We start from the raw sequence: 15,124 nt of genomic DNA, 5'->3' as shown, positions 1-15,124 counted from the left end.
TGGGATAAGAAAATGTGATATGGAAATATGGATGTTTAGGTTTATAGCATGAAGAGAACTAAAACCATATTAACTCATTTAGTTTGTTGGTTAGCTGTGTTGGCCTATTTATACGGAGAATCACTAATAGCTGGCATAACTTTCGAAAAATCTGCCTTTAAAATCTCAATGAATTTTATACAAATTGTTGAGTTTTATATTTGCTATCTGTGGGTTTATCCTTATTTCTTAAAGCGGGGGAAAATTATTCAGCTTTTTGCAGCACTAATATTTACCATCGCTATTTTTATTTCCATGAGGTATTTAATTGAACAGATTTTATATTTCGAATGGTTTGGGTGGAAGAATTATTCTGATGATACACCAATTTCAACTTATATAACAGATAATATTTATTACAGTATAGCATTCATTGTTATTCCGGCTGCGGCTTATAGTGTTGTGCAAAATTTTAAAGCCGAAACAACAAATAGGCGCCTAAAAGACGAAGTGGTAAAGGCAGAGCTTGCGTTTTTAAAATCACAGATAAATCCTCATTTTTTGTACAACACCTTAAATTATATCTACTCGCTTGCAATTCCCGTTTCTGATAAGTTAGCGAATGCAGTACTGCGTCTTTCCGATTTGATGCGTTATACGCTTAATGATAGTCCTGATGGGATGATGAGCCTTGCCAAAGAAGTTGACTATTTAGAAAGTTACATCGAACTTTTTAAAATGAGATTCGAACCTCGCTTTTATGTAAATTTTACAACTGAGGGAATTTTAAATCAAAAAATTGCTGCTTTGGTACTAATTCCATTTGTTGAAAATGCCTTTAAGCACGGCATAATCGACGATGAAAAACAACCCATTCGCATTAAACTAAAGGTGGTTAACAAGAGATTAAGCTTTGAAGTAAGCAACAAAATTAGCCATGCTCAAAAAGACCTCTCAAGCGGTATTGGTTTAGTTAACATACAAAGAAGGTTAGATTTAATTTACCCTGAAAAACATGAGATGCTTATATCCAACAATGGAAATACGTATAAAACCACATTAATAATACATTTATGATTCGCTGCCTAGCTGTTGATGATGAAGCCTATGCTTCGGATATAATTGCCACATTTATTAACAAAACACCCTTTTTAACTTTGGTTGCAACAACCACAAATGCTTTTGAAGCATTGAGTTTGGTACAGGATGGAAAGGTTGATTTGGTATTTCTGGATATTCAAATGCCCGAATTAACAGGTATCCAGTTTTTAAAAATTTGTGGCGATAAATGTAAAGTTATTTTAACAACAGCTTACCCCGAATATGCTTTAGAAGGTTTTGATTTAGACGTGGTAGATTATCTTTTAAAACCAATTTCTTATGAAAGGTTTTACAAAGCAGCACAAAAAGCACAGCAAATTATATCACCTGCGCAACAAGAGGTTGTTCAACAGAATATACAAACCAGCGATTTTATTTTCATAAAGGGCGATACTAAAAATAAATTTATCAAGGTTAACTACAACGAAATTCTCTACATCGAAGGATTAAAAAATTACGTATCAGTTTATACAGCTAATCAACGTATAATCAATTATCAATCTCTGAGAGAATTAGAAACGCAACTGCCGAATCCACCTTTTTGCCGGGTTCATAAATCTTATATCATTTCGCTCGAAAAAATAAAAATGATTGATGGAAATGCGCTTTATATTGGTGAGCAATCTATCCCGATAGGAGATACGTACCGAGAAGAATTTTTTAAAATTGTAAGAGAGAAAAAATAAAATGCTGCTGAATTGTTGAAACAATAAAACAAATGCACTAGCTCTTTATCATTCAATTTTTTTAAGTTTGCTGCATAAAAATTAATACAAAATGCAGGAAACCAATTCGCTCAATCAAGTTGCAGAATTTCATACAACTTTTAAACATCCAATATTAGAAACACCAGTTATTCCCTCAAAACAAAGGGCAAATCTTCGAATTTCTCTACTGGCAGAAGAATTGAAAGAGCTGCAAGAAGCTGTTGAAAATGATGATTTAATTGAAGTTGCTGATGCACTATGCGATTTACAATACGTTTTGGCGGGTGCAATACATGAATTTGGGTTGGGTGGAAAATTTAAATCGCTATTTGATGAAGTTCATCGCTCGAACATGAGCAAAGCTTGCAAAACTGTAGATGAAGCTGAGCAAACCATACAATTTTATGCAGATAAGGATGGTACAGAATCTTATTACAAGGAGATTGATGGCTTGTTTTTAGTGTTTAGAAAATCGGATGATAAGACATTAAAATCTATAAATTATTCGCCTGCTGATTTAAAAACCATACTAATTTAGTTTTAAGAAATAGGCGATTGAAAAGGTTAAAGGCAATTATTACTGAGCTTAAAGGCTCAACAAACATTCAGCATAATGATGTTGAGGATTTAATACGCAAATATATTTTCTATTCGCCAAAAATGCCATTGCGTTTGCATCAAGAGCAAATTCTGGCAGCTTCAAAACCATTTACTTTACCAGTTGCCGATACCTATTTTACTGGCAAAGAACTAAGCATTAATTGTTTTAGTTGGGGTAGTGGTAAAACAAAAATTTTGCTTACCCATGGTTGGGCATCAAAAGCAGCCGATTTTTTTGAATTGATTACCGAACTTCAAAAACTAAACGATGTAGAAATTATTTCTTTTGATGCACCAGGAAATGGAAGCTCGGAATCAGAATTTTCCAACCTGATGCTGTATGCCGAATCGGTAAAATCAATCCATACAAACTACGCCAATGTTGATGTAATTATTGGTCACTCGTTGGGTTGCATGGCTAACATTATAGCTATTCAAGAAAGCGATATACAGCCTAAATTATTAATTAGCATTGCGCCATTAATTAGGTTAAAAGAAAATTTTGAGCAAAGCATGGATGCAGTAAACATTGGTGTTACTGCTCAGGCTAATTTTTTTAAGAATTTTAGTGATGAATTCCCTGTTGCTGTAGATTATTTCAATCTTGAAGAACTTTATACGCAGCAGAAAAAGGTGCCACATTTTTTAGCATTTGATGAAGAAGACCATATTTCTCCTTTTGCTTATTTAAAACCATTTCTTCAAAAAAATGCAGCAATCGAGGTGAAGGCCTATGAAGGCGCTGGCCATTACAAGATTTTAAAATCGCCCGAAGTAATTGCAGATATAATTTCTAAAATAAAATCTGCGGTCTGATTTTGTTGCTGTATTTTCTAATTATATTGCGATAAATGAACGAAGAAAACCCTTACGATTATATTTTAAAGGATTTTAACCTAAAAAATTTAAGTAATGTAGTTATTCTTAAACATTTAAATCAGCAAATTAATACCAACGTTAAAGGGTTTTATACTATTGTTCCTGAACAATTGCAAATAGATTTCGGAGCTTTCAGTCACGAATCGTCTTCAACTTTTTTTCCAATTGTACAGGTTCAACAAGATTCTAATTCGGTAAAATTGTCTTGCAGATGCGATGCGCCAAAAAATAAACTTTGCGAGCACCAGGCCCAAGTTTTACACAATATTTTACAGCGACAAGATTTATTGATTTTTTTTGATGAAAATCTTCGTCGCCAAAGGCTAAAAAAAGTTGCCGCAGATTATGGCTTAGATAATGAAGAAAATTACGATGCACTTTTCAACCTAAAAATAGAAGACGACACGCTAATCATAAAGCCAAAAATGGCGTCTTTGCAGGCTTTTAATGCAGAAGCAAGGCAAAATCTTGAAGTGGCTTTATTGCCCGATAAGCAGAAGATACCAACAATTGCCACACCCGAAACAAGTAATTTAATTTTAGTACTTGGTTTGCATCGGTACTATAACAATTTAAACATCGAACTTTTTGAAGCGAATATTACCAAAAGTGGCAAACCAAAAAATCCTTTTAAAAGTGTAAATCCTGCAGATTTAATTTTTAAAACAGAAGAAAGTACAGAGCTTAAATATTATAGTGGCATAGCAAAATTTCAAAATAACTTTGCTACAGAACAAATAGAGGTTGAATTGGCAGCTTTGAAAGCGATTGTTAGAAATCCGCTAAATATTCCGGCGTTTTTGCACGATAATAAAATATCACCAAATATCCAGGCTACATCTGTTGTTCCTGTTCAACTGCATATTTTGGATGTTGATTTGCACCTGACTGTTAATCAAAAGGATGATTTTTTTGAGATAAGTGGCAGACTAATCATAAAAGGAAATTCTTATTCGCTCGATAATCTTTTTATCAGATATAATTATTTTGTTCAACTTAAAGACCAGCTTTATTTATTAGGAAGGGCAGATTTGGTTAAAGTTATAGGTTTCTTTATTAAACAAAGCAATCGGTTAATCATTCATAAAAGCAAATATCCAGAGTTTCAGAAAAACATTTTGATTCAATTGGAAGGAAATATCCATGTAGATTATTCTTATTTGCGACCTGCAACGCCTAAGCAAATTGAAGAAAAAGGCTTTGATTTGGAAATTGAAAGGCTTATTTATCTGTCCGAATCTGAAGATTTTATTTTGATTACACCCGTAATGCGGTACGGAAATTTAGAAATTCCGGTACTATCTAAAAACAAAATACAGGCACAAGATAAGTTGGGCAATCTCTTTACACTTCACCGAAATGAAGAAGAAGAATTGCAATTTATCGGAGAAATTATACGCCAGCATCCTTTCTTTTATGAGCAAGAAACCAACGACTCATTTTACCTGCATCGAAAACGCTTTTTAGAAGAATTATGGTTTCTTGATGCTTTTGAAGCATGGCGAAGTAGAGATATTCATATTTTAGGTTTCAATCATCTTAAAAACAATAAACTCAACCCTCATAAAGCTGATATCAACATTGAAGTTTTAAGCGGAACGGATTGGTTTGAAACAAAGGTGAAAGTAAAATTTGGCAAGCAAAATGTGGCGCTAAAACATCTCCATAAATCCATTAGAAATAAGAGCAAATTTGTAACGCTTGATGATGGAACACAGGGTATTTTGCCCGAAGATTGGATTAAAAAATTTACTGATTATTTTACGGCAGGTGAAATTGTTGACGATACTTTGCTTACCCACAAGATAAAATACGCTTCGATAAGTGATTTGTATGAAGATGCAATGCTTAACGGAAGCGTTCGTGATGAACTTAAAAGTTTTAAGCAAAAATTTGAAGGGAATGAAGCCATTGAAGAAATTGTTATTCCGAAGGCTTTAAATGCAACACTCAGACAATACCAGATAGATGGATTAAATCGATTGAACTTTCTTGATGATTTTAACTTTGGCTCGATACTGGCGGATGACATGGGACTTGGAAAAACGATTCAAATTATTGCTTTTATTTTAACGCAACGAGAAAAAGTTAAGCACAATGTAAATCTCGTTGTTGTGCCTGCTTCGTTGATATTTAATTGGAAAGCAGAAGTAGAAAAGTTTGCTCCATCGATAACAGTGAAAACCATTTACGGCAACGATAGAATTAAAAATACAGATACTTTCAATGATTTTGAAATCATCTTAACCTCTTACGGTACACTACTTTCCGATATTCGTTATTTAAAAGATTTCCATTTTAACTATATCTTTCTGGATGAATCACAGAACATTAAAAATCCAGAATCGCAGCGGTATAAAACGGTAAGGATGTTACAATCCAGAAATAAAGTGGCTTTAACCGGAACGCCTGTTGAAAATAATACCTTCGATTTATACGGACAGTTATCGTTCGCTTGCCCGGGTTTATTTGGTAGCAAGCAGCAGTTTGCAGATTTGTATTCTACTCCAATAGACCAATTTAAAGACAGTAAAAGAGCCACAGAATTACAGAAAAAAATTCGTCCTTTTATATTAAGGCGAATCAAAGAGGAAGTTGCCAAAGAATTGCCAGATAAAACTGAAATTATTCTCTACTGTGAAATGGGAGAAGAACAGCGAGAGGTTTACGAAGCTAATAAAAAGGAAATTCAGGATTATATTATGAATAAAACTGAAGATGATTTGCCAAAAAATTCAATGCATGTGCTAAAAAGCATAACCAGATTAAGGCAAATTTGTAACTCAGCAGCTTTGCTGGCCGATGGAAAATCTTATATACAAGCATCTTCTAAAATTGATGTGCTTATCGAACAAATTGAGTTGAAAGCCGATAACCATAAAATATTGGTGTTTTCTCAATTCGTAACTATGCTCGATTTGATAAAAAAGCAACTGGAGATTAAAGGAATAAAATATGAATACCTCACCGGGCAGACTAAAAACAGGCAGCAGGTTGTGCAATCATTTCAAAATGATAAAGATATCCCTGTGTTTTTGATCAGTTTAAAAGCTGGCGGCACTGGTTTAAATTTAACCGAAGCAGATTATGTGTATTTGGTTGACCCATGGTGGAATCCTGCTGTAGAAAATCAAGCTATTGATAGAGCATACCGCATTGGGCAGCATAAAAATGTAATGGCTGTCCGTTTAATTTGCCCAGATACGATTGAAGAAAAAATCATGAAATTACAGGCTGTAAAAAAGGATTTGGTTAAAGATTTAATCCAAAGTGAAGGCGGATTATTTAAAAATTTAACAAAAAAGGAGTTGTTGGGTTTGTTGAGTTAAGCAATATTTTAGCTTGCGCTCCACTCCGTGGTCTGTGTCCGCACAGACCACGATAAGTTATATTACTTTTCCTTAACATTATTACTAAGCTTAACGTCACCCGAATTTATTTCAGGGGCTTATTTGCGGGAAAGATGCTGAAATAAATTCAGCAAGACGTGTAGTACAAGCAATAAGGCGGTAAAATAGCCACTCCATCGTCTGTGTCCTCACAGACCACAATAATTTACATTAGATCATCACCTGAAAACTGATATCCTAAAAACTTAGGAACATTTAAACTTTCAACAATTTTCCAACTGGTTTTTTCTTCCACAAATTCAGGAAGAGGATGACCGCTTTCCATAGCTGCTTTAGTGTAAAACTCTTTTTTAGTGGGATGTGTAGGTGAACAAGCATTATAAGTTTTACCAAAGGCTTGCTTATCCAAAATAGAAATGGCAATTCCTACAGCATCTATTTGATGAATTAAATTAACAGGAGTAAGACCGTTGGGTACATTAGTTTTACCGGCAAAAAATCTGCCTGGATTTCTATCAGGCCCAATTAATCCCGCGAAGCGGATAATAGTATAATCATTTGGATTTAACGCTCTAAAAATTTCCTCTGCAGCTAAAACAACCTTGCCAGAATCAGTGTCTGGATTGGTGGCACTATTTTCATTTACAGATTTATTTTCATCGCCAAATACACTTGTAGAGCTTATCAGTATAACTTTGCTCGTTTTGTTGTTCGAAGCTTTTAAAATCGATTTTATCTTATCTGGATAATCATTTAATTCTACTGAGTTTCGTTTTGGTGGTATGCAAATAAATAGTACATCAGTTTGAAAAAAACTTTCATCTGCCAAAATGCTATCCGCTGTAAAGTTAACTAAGTACGGTTTAATATTTTCAGCTTCTAATTGTTGTAATTTATCAGGCGTTGTGGTAGAACCATTTACATCAAAACCTAGCGATACTAAAGCTTGGGCTAAAGCGAATCCAAACCATCCACAGCCCAAAATAGAAACTGTTTTAATTTCCTTTGATAAAACCATATACTATTGAACTAATGAGAAATGAACAAATAAACAATATTAACCCTTTTCTACATTATAGCAAGCTCTGCAGCGAGGTTCGTAGCTTTCTTTTTCTCCTAAAAGTACGGTTGATTCGTTGGCGACCGTTCTGTAACTATACAATGCCGGATTGCCACAGCAAACACAAACTGCATTTACTTTTGTAACATGCTCGGCAATGGCCATCAAAGCGGGCATTGGTCCGAAGGGTTTACCAGAGAAATCCATATCTAAGCCAGCAACAATTACCCTAATGCCTTTCATGGCAAGTTTGTTGCAAACATCAGGCAATTCATTATCAAAAAACTGTGCCTCATCTATTCCGACAACTTGCGTATTTGTACCCAATAGTAAAATTGCCGAAGCGCTATCAACGGGTGTAGAATTTATCGAATTTAAATCATGAGAAACCACTGCACTTTCGTGATAACGCGTATCTGTACGTGGTTTAAAAATTTCGACATTCAATTTAGCGATTTGAGCTCTTTTTAATCTGCGAATTAATTCTTCTGTTTTACCAGAAAACATAGAGCCGCAAACAACTTCTATACTTCCCGAAAATTCGCCTCTTCTCCTAAAATTTTGTTCGCTAAATAACATGCTAATTTATCGTTTGCCCTATATTTCTTTAATTTTTAAACCGAACAAATATCATAATTATGTGTTATTTTTGAATACATAGTTACCAACATAAATCACCAAAAAATTCGTTTAATAATTTATGATGAACCAACAAGATATTTTTAGAAAGATTGGTAGTATTTTGACTGAACTTAATGAGCAATACCAATTCCTGGCTCAAAATCCTGATAAATTAAATGAATTAGAAGTTGAACTTTTTCTGGCTAATGCCGATTTTCTTTCAGATCATGTTAAAATCGTAAAAAAATTAAATGCTTTAGTTGAAGATAAACCTGCTGAAACCAATACAGGATTTTTATTAGAAGAGCAAAATACAATCGTATTGCCTGAAGTACAAAGCTATAAGCCTGAAAGCGAATCTTTTGAGCCTTCTGAATTGGAGGAAATCGTTTCTGCAGAAGAGGAAGAAGAGCGGATTGATATGCAGCCAGAGGAAGAAATTCTGGAAGAGGAACGTATCCACGAGGAAACTGCAGAAAAAATATTAGAACATAATTTTTTTAAGCCCGACCAGGATTCTAACAGTTTCGAGTTTGTTTTAGGCAACCACAGTAATGACGATAAATTTGATTACGAGGAAAAACCAACAAATGAAATTTTCGATAGAGCTTTAAGTAAAGAGGAGGAAGAAATACTCGCACAAAAAAGGAGAATCCATGATAAGGAACAAGAAACCGACTTATATGAACCAGTAGCAGCTTTCGAAGATGAGATAGGTCCAGAGCCTTTCTTAATATCACATGAAGAAGAATATGCTGTAAATCATCCTGAGGTTGAAACCTTATTTTCGGAATCCAACGAGCAGCACAAGCATGTAGAGGAAGTAAACAATTATGATGACGATATCATCTCACCAGCTGTTGAAGATAGTCCGGCATTTATTCCAGAAGCTGTTCCGGTTAAACCAATTGTTGAACAAACGATTCAGGATAAACCAACTCCATCTTTAAATGATTTGCTGGCAAAAACGAATGGAGCTCAGAATGAAGTTGCAAAAGCACCAATTTTAGATTTAAAGCAAGCCATAAATTTAAACGAGAAACTTCTGTTTATTAAAGATTTGTTTAGCGGATATAATATGGCTTATTCTGAGGCATTGGATATTGTAAATAAGATGCCAAATTTTGAAGCGGCTGATAGCTTTTTGCAAAAGAATTATGCTTCGAAATACAACTGGGCTAATAAACAATCCACTGTAGATCAGTTTTATGAATTGTTGAATAGCAGATTTAGTTAGTAAGTATCAAATTATGGATTTACAATTAAAAAATAAAACTGCTTTTATAAGTGGTTCTACCGCAGGCATAGGTTTCGCGATAGCGGAAAGCTTATTAAAAGAAGGTGTTAATGTTATCATCAATGGCAGAAGTGAAGAAAGTGTAGATGCTGCGGTTAAATTGCTCCAAAGTATTTCGGGTAATCAAAACGTAAGTGGAATAGCTGCTGACTTTTCCAAATCGAAAGAAGTTGATTCGCTTATTGCCAAACTTCCCGAAATTGATATACTAATTAATAATGCCGGCATTTTCGAACCTAAGGCTTTCGAGGAAATTTCTGACGAAGATTGGTTTAGATTTTTTGAAGTGAATGTTATGAGTGGTATCCGTTTATCACGTCATATTTTTCCTAAAATGTTAAATAGAGACTGGGGACGAATAATCTTTATTTCAAGTGAATCTGCTGTTTTTATTCCTGATGAAATGATTCATTATGGAATGACAAAGACTGCCCAGCTTGCGGTTAGTCGCGGATTAGCAGAATTAACAAAAGGTACGCAGGTAACGGTTAATTCTATTTTACCAGGCCCAACAAAATCTAAAGGTGTTGGCGCCTTTATAGAAGATTTAGCAAAATCTGGAAATCTTTCTGTTGCTGAAGTTGAAACGGATTTTTTCAAAAATATGAGACCCACCTCGCTTTTGAAAAGGTTTCTAGATGTGCAAGAAATTGCAAATACGGTAACATATTACGTTAGTCCACTTGCATCAGGAACAAATGGAGCAGCCATTAGGGTAGAAGGTGGCTTAGTTCGCTCTATTCTTTAAATAAACCTATTTTGTTGTTTACATGGTTTTTGTCTTCATAGATAATTAAATTATTATTTGGTGTTTGAAGACACAGATAATTGAGTAGATAAATTAAAAAGTTTAGATGCATCTGGACAGGCAACCCGCAACAGAAAACCAGCAACAGAACTTAAATAAAGCCCATTCTGTTAGAATCAAGCTTAAGGAAGATGAAAATTAGTATGGTAAAACTCCATAAGGATGAACCTCCATAACTAATTAAAGGCAGTGGAATTCCGATTACGGGTATAATGCCAATCGTCATCCCGATATTAATAAAAATATGAAAGAATAGGATGCAGGCAACACTGTAACCATACACTCTGGAAAATGTTGATCGTTGCCGTTCTGCCAAATTAATTAATCTTAGCAGTAGAAAAATATATAAAGCAATAACAACGCTACAACCTAAAAAGCCCCATTCTTCTCCAATAACGGAGAAAATAAAATCAGTAGTTTTTTCAGGCACATAGCCATATTTGGTTTGAGTACCTTGTAAATAACCACGACCAGTTAATTGCCCAGAGCCAATGGCAATTTGCGATTGTATTACATTATATCCAGCACCTTTATTATCCGTTTTTAAACCGAGCATTAACTCAATCCGGCTGCGTTGGTGTGGTGCTAAAACCTTTTCATAGGCTACCTTAATCAAAAAAAGATAGGCTATAGCAATTAATGTAACAAATACGGTTGTAATAATCAGCTTTTGTTTTCGTCGGTTTGCATAGATAAAAAGTCCGCCAATTGCCACTAAAATAATAATTAGTGCTGCCGTTGGTACCAGGAAATCGGCAACAAATAATACAATCATGCCCAAAAATATCAGTAAGAAGTAGCCTGATAAACCTTCGCGATACAAGGGAAACATAAAGGCTAAAAACACCAATGCAGAACCCGTATCGGGCTGAAGCATAATTAAAAGCAACGGTGCGGCTACGATAATCCCTGCAATAAAAATCGACTTAAAATCTCTAAATTTTGGATTGAAGGTACTTACATAACGGGCGAGTAAAAGTGCTGTACCAAATTTGGCAAACTCTGAGGGCTGTAATCTAAACGAACCTATCGGAATCCAGGCTTGATTACCACCAACATTTCTTCCGATAAATAACACTACAACCAGCAGCACCAAAGTTCCACCATAAATAAAAGGCGCAAATACGTTAAAAAGGCGGCCATCAAACAACAAAATAGATAAGCCTAATATTAAGCCAGAAATTACGTAGATGAGTTGCTTGCCGTAGTTACTACTGAAATCAAAGGCTGCATTAGTATCATTATGGGGTACAGATGCATAGATATTTGTAAACCCTATTACACAAAGTGCTATGTAGATTAGTACAGTAATCCAATCAACATTGAAAAAGAACCTATTGCCCTGTTGCTGTATCATGGTTTATTGGTTTCAGGTTTAGTAGCAATTATAGGTTTCTTTATCAATTTTGCTGATAGTGGCCTTTTGGCCATAGCAGCTTTTAGTTTTAAGCTATCATTAATGCGCTTAATTGAGTCTGTTTTTCTTATAATTAAACTGTCGGCTTTTGTAAGTTTTGTCTTTTTTGTTTTATCAATAAGCAAAGGTAGTAAGTTTTGGTTTTTCATCCATTCTACCTGCGCTATTCTGTTGCCACTAACCACACCATTTATATATTTTTCTACCATATAACTGGCAATTGGTGCCGCATAGGTACTTCCATAACCTGCATTTTCTACAATTACGGCAATCGCAATTTTTGGATTATCTCTTGGGGCAAAGCCAATAAATACAGAGTGATTTTTACCTCTCGAATTTTGAACTGTACCAGTCTTACCACATAAGATTATATCCGGGATTCTGGATAAAACTGCTGTTCCCCAGGCGGTATTTACTGCATCCTGCATACCATCAATAACGGGTTCAAAATGTTTTAAATCTATGCCAACGTAGTTTTTTGTTACATATTCTTTCTTTACAAGCAATTTATCGCCCATTGCTTTAATTAGGTGGGGCTTGATATAGTAGCCGCGATTTGCAATAACAGCCATCGCATTTGCAATTTGCAACGGCGTTGCGGTTATCTCACCCTGGCCGATGGCTTGCGAAATTACATTTGTATATCCCCATCGCTTTCCATAAATCTTATCGTAGTGATCTGAATTGTAGAAATATCCTTTTTGCTCGAAAGGTAAATCGATTCCAAGTTTATCTCCAAAACCAAATTTAGCAACTTTATCCCTCCAATCCTGATAGGTTAGGCGCTGGTTTTTCATGCCATTTTTGGTAATCAGCTTTTGAAAAACGTAGCAGAAATAAGTATTACAAGAACGGGCGATGCCTCTTCTCAAACTTATGGAACCATCAAAATGCTCACATTTAATTCTGCGGTTACCGGCTTGGTAATAATGCGGACAAAAAAATGTTGTGTTTGGATCGATAACACCTTCTTGCAATCCAATTAAAGCATCAATTGGTTTAAAAGCGGAACCCGGAGGATAATAACCCTGTATTGGTCTTACGAGTGAAGGACGGTAAGGATTACCGATCAGGTTCATGTAATTATTGCCCTGACTTTTACCAACCAGTAAGTTTGGATCGTAACCCGGGCTACTTACCATCGCTAAAATCTCTCCAGATGCTGGTTCGATTGCAACGATAGCTCCAACCTTATTGTTCATCAATTGTTCGCCAAGCTTTTGTACTTCAATGTCTATCCCCGAGATTAATCTTTCTCCAGAAACTGCATTGATATCATATTTGCCATCGGCATAACTGCCTTGCGGGATGTTTTTAGCATCGTAAACGGTATTGACAACCCCTTTTTCTCCACGTAGCATTTCCTCATAAGAACGTTCCAAACCACTTTTGCCTTTGTAATCACCAGGACGATAGAAACCCTCTGAACGAGCAATATCTGCACTATCTACTTCTTTAACATAACCGAAAAGTTGTCCGCCAACACTATCCGGATAATGTCTTATCGTTCTATCCTGAGTGGAAAAACCCGGGAAACGATACATGATTTCCTGCAGGCGGGCATAGCTTTGAACTGAAATTTGTTTGGAAAAGGGAGTGGATTGGTAGTTGGATTTTAGTTTCGCTTTACGCATGTTTTTCCGAACTTCATCCACTGAAATATCTAGTGCATTTGCTAAAGCCAGGGTATCAAATGATTTAACTTCATTAGGGATAACCATTAAATCGTAAACGGGTTCGTTTTGAACGATTACCCTCATTCTTCGGTCGAGAATTGCACCACGAGCCGGATATTTAAATTTTTTCTTAAGCACATTACTTTCAGCCGCAACAAAAGCTTTGTCGCTTACGATTTGGATGTAAAAAAGTTTTGCCAATAAAATAATGGCAATAACAATAAACAAACCCTGAATGATGTAGTTTCGATTAAATAATTGCTCCATTAACGAGATGTTCTTTTATAGAAAATAAACTCTACCAGTAAGATTAATAGGAGGGTAAAGATACAACTTAAGCCGCATCTCATTAAGGTATAACCAATTTCTGTTAGCCTAAATGTTTCTAAAAAGAATAATACCAGGTGATGTGTTATCACACATAAGAAAGCATAAAGTGCAAACCATTGAAATCCCATGTAACTTAATGATGGTTCTGGGTCATCAATCGCATCTTTATTTAAACTTACTGTTATAAATGATATTCTAACAAACGCTAAAACCACGCAAGCTGTAGCATGAACGCCCATGGTATCATAAAAAGCATCGAGTGTTAAACCCGTACCAAAAGCCAATACATACAATAAGATATTCGGTATGCCGAAGGGTAGGAGCAACAAAAATAAAACGTAAATAAACGGCGTTGATAAATCGTAAAAGCCCATGTTTTTAAGCAAGAAAATTTGCACAAAAAGCAGGATTAGCCACCTAAAGATATTTACTATAATTAGTCTGCTATTCATTTTGCTTTAACAGGGGTTTCTAAAAGTTGTTGTTCTTTTGCCAACTTGTTTTTTATTACGTAAACATATTGCAACGTACCAAAATCATTAAATAAATTTAGCTCTGCAGATAGAAAATTATCATTTGTTGCAATATTGGTTTTACTAAGCTTTCCAACTAAAATTCCTTCGGGAAACTGACCGAAGCCAGAAGTTACCACCGTATCGCCAACGTTCATTTTAATGTGATTAGGAACTTCTTTAATAAATGCTTTCCTGATATCGAAGTTGTTATCACCCCAAACCAAAGAGCCTAAGGCATTATCTTTTTTAATTACAACGCTAATTTTAGTGTCTTTATGCAGCAGGGATTGGATAGTAGCCAAATGGGCCGAAACATCTCTTATAAAACCAACAACACCTCTTTGTGGAGATATTACAGCCATCCCGGTTTCAATTCCATCTAGAGTACCCTTATTAATCGTCATTACATTATTTCGCAATGTGATAGAATTTTTAACAACCTTGGCGGCTAAATATGTGTATTGTTGGTTTGTAACGGTATCAATAACCTGAACTTCTTTTGTAGAATCTACGGTGGTTAGTGCTAATAGCTTTGTTTTAAGTTTAGCATTTTCGGCTGCAAGGCTATCATTAACCACACCCAAATTTAAATACCTTTTAAAAACATTTAATCTCTCGTAAGCTGTGCCAACGACCTCATTGGTTGAATTTAAAGTAGCGCTGCGTTGGTATGCATTATTTTTAACGGTAAGGTAAATACCAATTAAAAAAAAGATAAAAAACAAGAAAAATGCGTTGTATCTGCTTATGAAAATCCAAAGGTTACGCATGCACGTGATAAGTT

Annotated in this window: 13 protein-coding genes; 7 read left to right on the top strand and 6 right to left on the bottom strand. The window is 35.1% G+C overall.

Features of this window, described 5'->3' with window-relative positions:
- The first annotated feature begins 48 nt into the window (after positions 1 to 48).
- From ACFOWA_RS15935 to ACFOWA_RS15915, 5 genes are all read left to right on the top strand, one after another.
- Positions 49 to 1,056 (top strand): sensor histidine kinase, encoded by a 1,008-nt coding sequence (locus ACFOWA_RS15935; RefSeq protein ID WP_378986860.1) that lies wholly within the window; start codon positions 49 to 51, stop codon positions 1,054 to 1,056.
- Positions 1,053 to 1,766, top strand: coding sequence for a LytR/AlgR family response regulator transcription factor (locus ACFOWA_RS15930; protein ID WP_378986858.1), 714 nt, complete (start codon positions 1,053 to 1,055; stop codon positions 1,764 to 1,766). Before ACFOWA_RS15935 ends, ACFOWA_RS15930 begins: the two co-directional genes overlap by 4 nt.
- A gap of 91 nt (positions 1,767 to 1,857) precedes the next feature.
- Positions 1,858 to 2,325, top strand: a complete 468-nt coding sequence (locus tag ACFOWA_RS15925; protein ID WP_378986856.1) for a pyrophosphohydrolase domain-containing protein — start codon at positions 1,858 to 1,860, stop codon at positions 2,323 to 2,325.
- Between the two features lie 17 nt (positions 2,326 to 2,342).
- Positions 2,343 to 3,203: an alpha/beta fold hydrolase gene (locus ACFOWA_RS15920; RefSeq protein WP_378986854.1), complete on the top strand. Its 861-nt coding sequence runs from the start codon at positions 2,343 to 2,345 to the stop codon at positions 3,201 to 3,203.
- Positions 3,204 to 3,238: 35 nt separating this feature from the next.
- A complete protein-coding gene (locus ACFOWA_RS15915) occupies positions 3,239 to 6,595 on the top strand; it encodes a DEAD/DEAH box helicase (RefSeq protein WP_378986852.1) in 3,357 nt (1,118 codons plus the stop codon).
- Positions 6,596 to 6,821: 226 nt separating this feature from the next.
- On the opposite strand, the gene ACFOWA_RS15910 is transcribed toward ACFOWA_RS15915, so the two are convergent.
- A complete protein-coding gene (locus ACFOWA_RS15910) occupies positions 6,822 to 7,634 on the bottom strand; it encodes an SDR family oxidoreductase (protein ID WP_378986850.1) in 813 nt (270 codons plus the stop codon).
- Between the two features lie 39 nt (positions 7,635 to 7,673).
- Positions 7,674 to 8,255, bottom strand: a complete 582-nt coding sequence (locus ACFOWA_RS15905) for a thymidine kinase (protein ID WP_378986848.1) — start codon at positions 8,253 to 8,255, stop codon at positions 7,674 to 7,676.
- Positions 8,256 to 8,376: 121 nt separating this feature from the next.
- Here ACFOWA_RS15905 and ACFOWA_RS15900 point away from each other — a divergent pair, with 121 nt between their 5' ends.
- A complete protein-coding gene (locus ACFOWA_RS15900) occupies positions 8,377 to 9,534 on the top strand; it encodes a hypothetical protein (protein WP_378986846.1) in 1,158 nt (385 codons plus the stop codon).
- 13 nt (positions 9,535 to 9,547) lie between these two features.
- Entirely contained in the window at positions 9,548 to 10,342 is a 795-nt protein-coding gene (locus ACFOWA_RS15895) for an SDR family NAD(P)-dependent oxidoreductase (RefSeq protein ID WP_378986844.1), read from the top strand.
- Between the two features lie 151 nt (positions 10,343 to 10,493).
- Here ACFOWA_RS15895 and rodA read toward each other — a convergent pair whose 3' ends face one another.
- From rodA to mreC, 4 genes are read right to left on the bottom strand one after another with little or no spacing between them, the layout of a single operon-like run.
- Positions 10,494 to 11,759 carry a rod shape-determining protein RodA gene (rodA, locus tag ACFOWA_RS15890; RefSeq protein WP_378986842.1) on the bottom strand — a complete coding sequence of 422 codons (1,266 nt, stop codon included), beginning with the start codon at positions 11,757 to 11,759 and terminating at the stop codon, positions 10,494 to 10,496.
- On the bottom strand, positions 11,756 to 13,762 hold the full coding sequence (gene mrdA / locus ACFOWA_RS15885; RefSeq protein WP_378986840.1) for a penicillin-binding protein 2: 2,007 nt from the start codon (positions 13,760 to 13,762) through the stop codon (positions 11,756 to 11,758). Before mrdA ends, rodA begins: the two co-directional genes overlap by 4 nt.
- Positions 13,762 to 14,277 (bottom strand): rod shape-determining protein MreD, encoded by a 516-nt coding sequence (locus ACFOWA_RS15880; RefSeq protein WP_378986838.1) that lies wholly within the window; start codon positions 14,275 to 14,277, stop codon positions 13,762 to 13,764. The genes mrdA and ACFOWA_RS15880 overlap by 1 nt, the downstream gene beginning before the upstream one ends.
- Entirely contained in the window at positions 14,274 to 15,110 is an 837-nt protein-coding gene (gene mreC, locus ACFOWA_RS15875) for a rod shape-determining protein MreC (RefSeq protein ID WP_378986836.1), read from the bottom strand. The genes ACFOWA_RS15880 and mreC overlap by 4 nt, the downstream gene beginning before the upstream one ends.
- Positions 15,111 to 15,124: the final 14 nt, after the last annotated feature.

The sequence above is a fragment of the Pedobacter lithocola genome, from assembly GCF_042650845.1.
GTDB lineage: Bacteria > Bacteroidota > Bacteroidia > Sphingobacteriales > Sphingobacteriaceae > Pedobacter > Pedobacter lithocola.
The sequence above is the reverse complement of the archived record's forward strand: the minus strand, read 5'-3'. Positions and strand labels throughout refer to the sequence as shown.

Excerpts from the sequence above, each read along its gene's own strand:
- mreC (WP_378986836.1), bottom strand. The coding sequence starts at position 15,110 with ATGCGTAACCTTTGGATTTTCATAAGCAGATACAACGCATTTTTCTTG.
- ACFOWA_RS15895 (WP_378986844.1), top strand. The coding sequence starts at position 9,548 with ATGGATTTACAATTAAAAAATAAAACTGCTTTTATAAGTGGTTCTACC.
- ACFOWA_RS15935 (WP_378986860.1), top strand. The coding sequence starts at position 49 with ATGAAGAGAACTAAAACCATATTAACTCATTTAGTTTGTTGGTTAGCT.
- ACFOWA_RS15880 (WP_378986838.1), bottom strand. The coding sequence starts at position 14,277 with ATGAATAGCAGACTAATTATAGTAAATATCTTTAGGTGGCTAATCCTG.
- ACFOWA_RS15930 (WP_378986858.1), top strand. The coding sequence starts at position 1,053 with ATGATTCGCTGCCTAGCTGTTGATGATGAAGCCTATGCTTCGGATATA.
- ACFOWA_RS15915 (WP_378986852.1), top strand. The coding sequence starts at position 3,239 with ATGAACGAAGAAAACCCTTACGATTATATTTTAAAGGATTTTAACCTA.
- ACFOWA_RS15910 (WP_378986850.1), bottom strand. The coding sequence starts at position 7,634 with ATGGTTTTATCAAAGGAAATTAAAACAGTTTCTATTTTGGGCTGTGGA.
- ACFOWA_RS15905 (WP_378986848.1), bottom strand. The coding sequence starts at position 8,255 with ATGTTATTTAGCGAACAAAATTTTAGGAGAAGAGGCGAATTTTCGGGA.
- ACFOWA_RS15925 (WP_378986856.1), top strand. The coding sequence starts at position 1,858 with ATGCAGGAAACCAATTCGCTCAATCAAGTTGCAGAATTTCATACAACT.
- rodA (WP_378986842.1), bottom strand. The coding sequence starts at position 11,759 with ATGATACAGCAACAGGGCAATAGGTTCTTTTTCAATGTTGATTGGATT.
- mrdA (WP_378986840.1), bottom strand. The coding sequence starts at position 13,762 with ATGGAGCAATTATTTAATCGAAACTACATCATTCAGGGTTTGTTTATT.
- ACFOWA_RS15900 (WP_378986846.1), top strand. The coding sequence starts at position 8,377 with ATGATGAACCAACAAGATATTTTTAGAAAGATTGGTAGTATTTTGACT.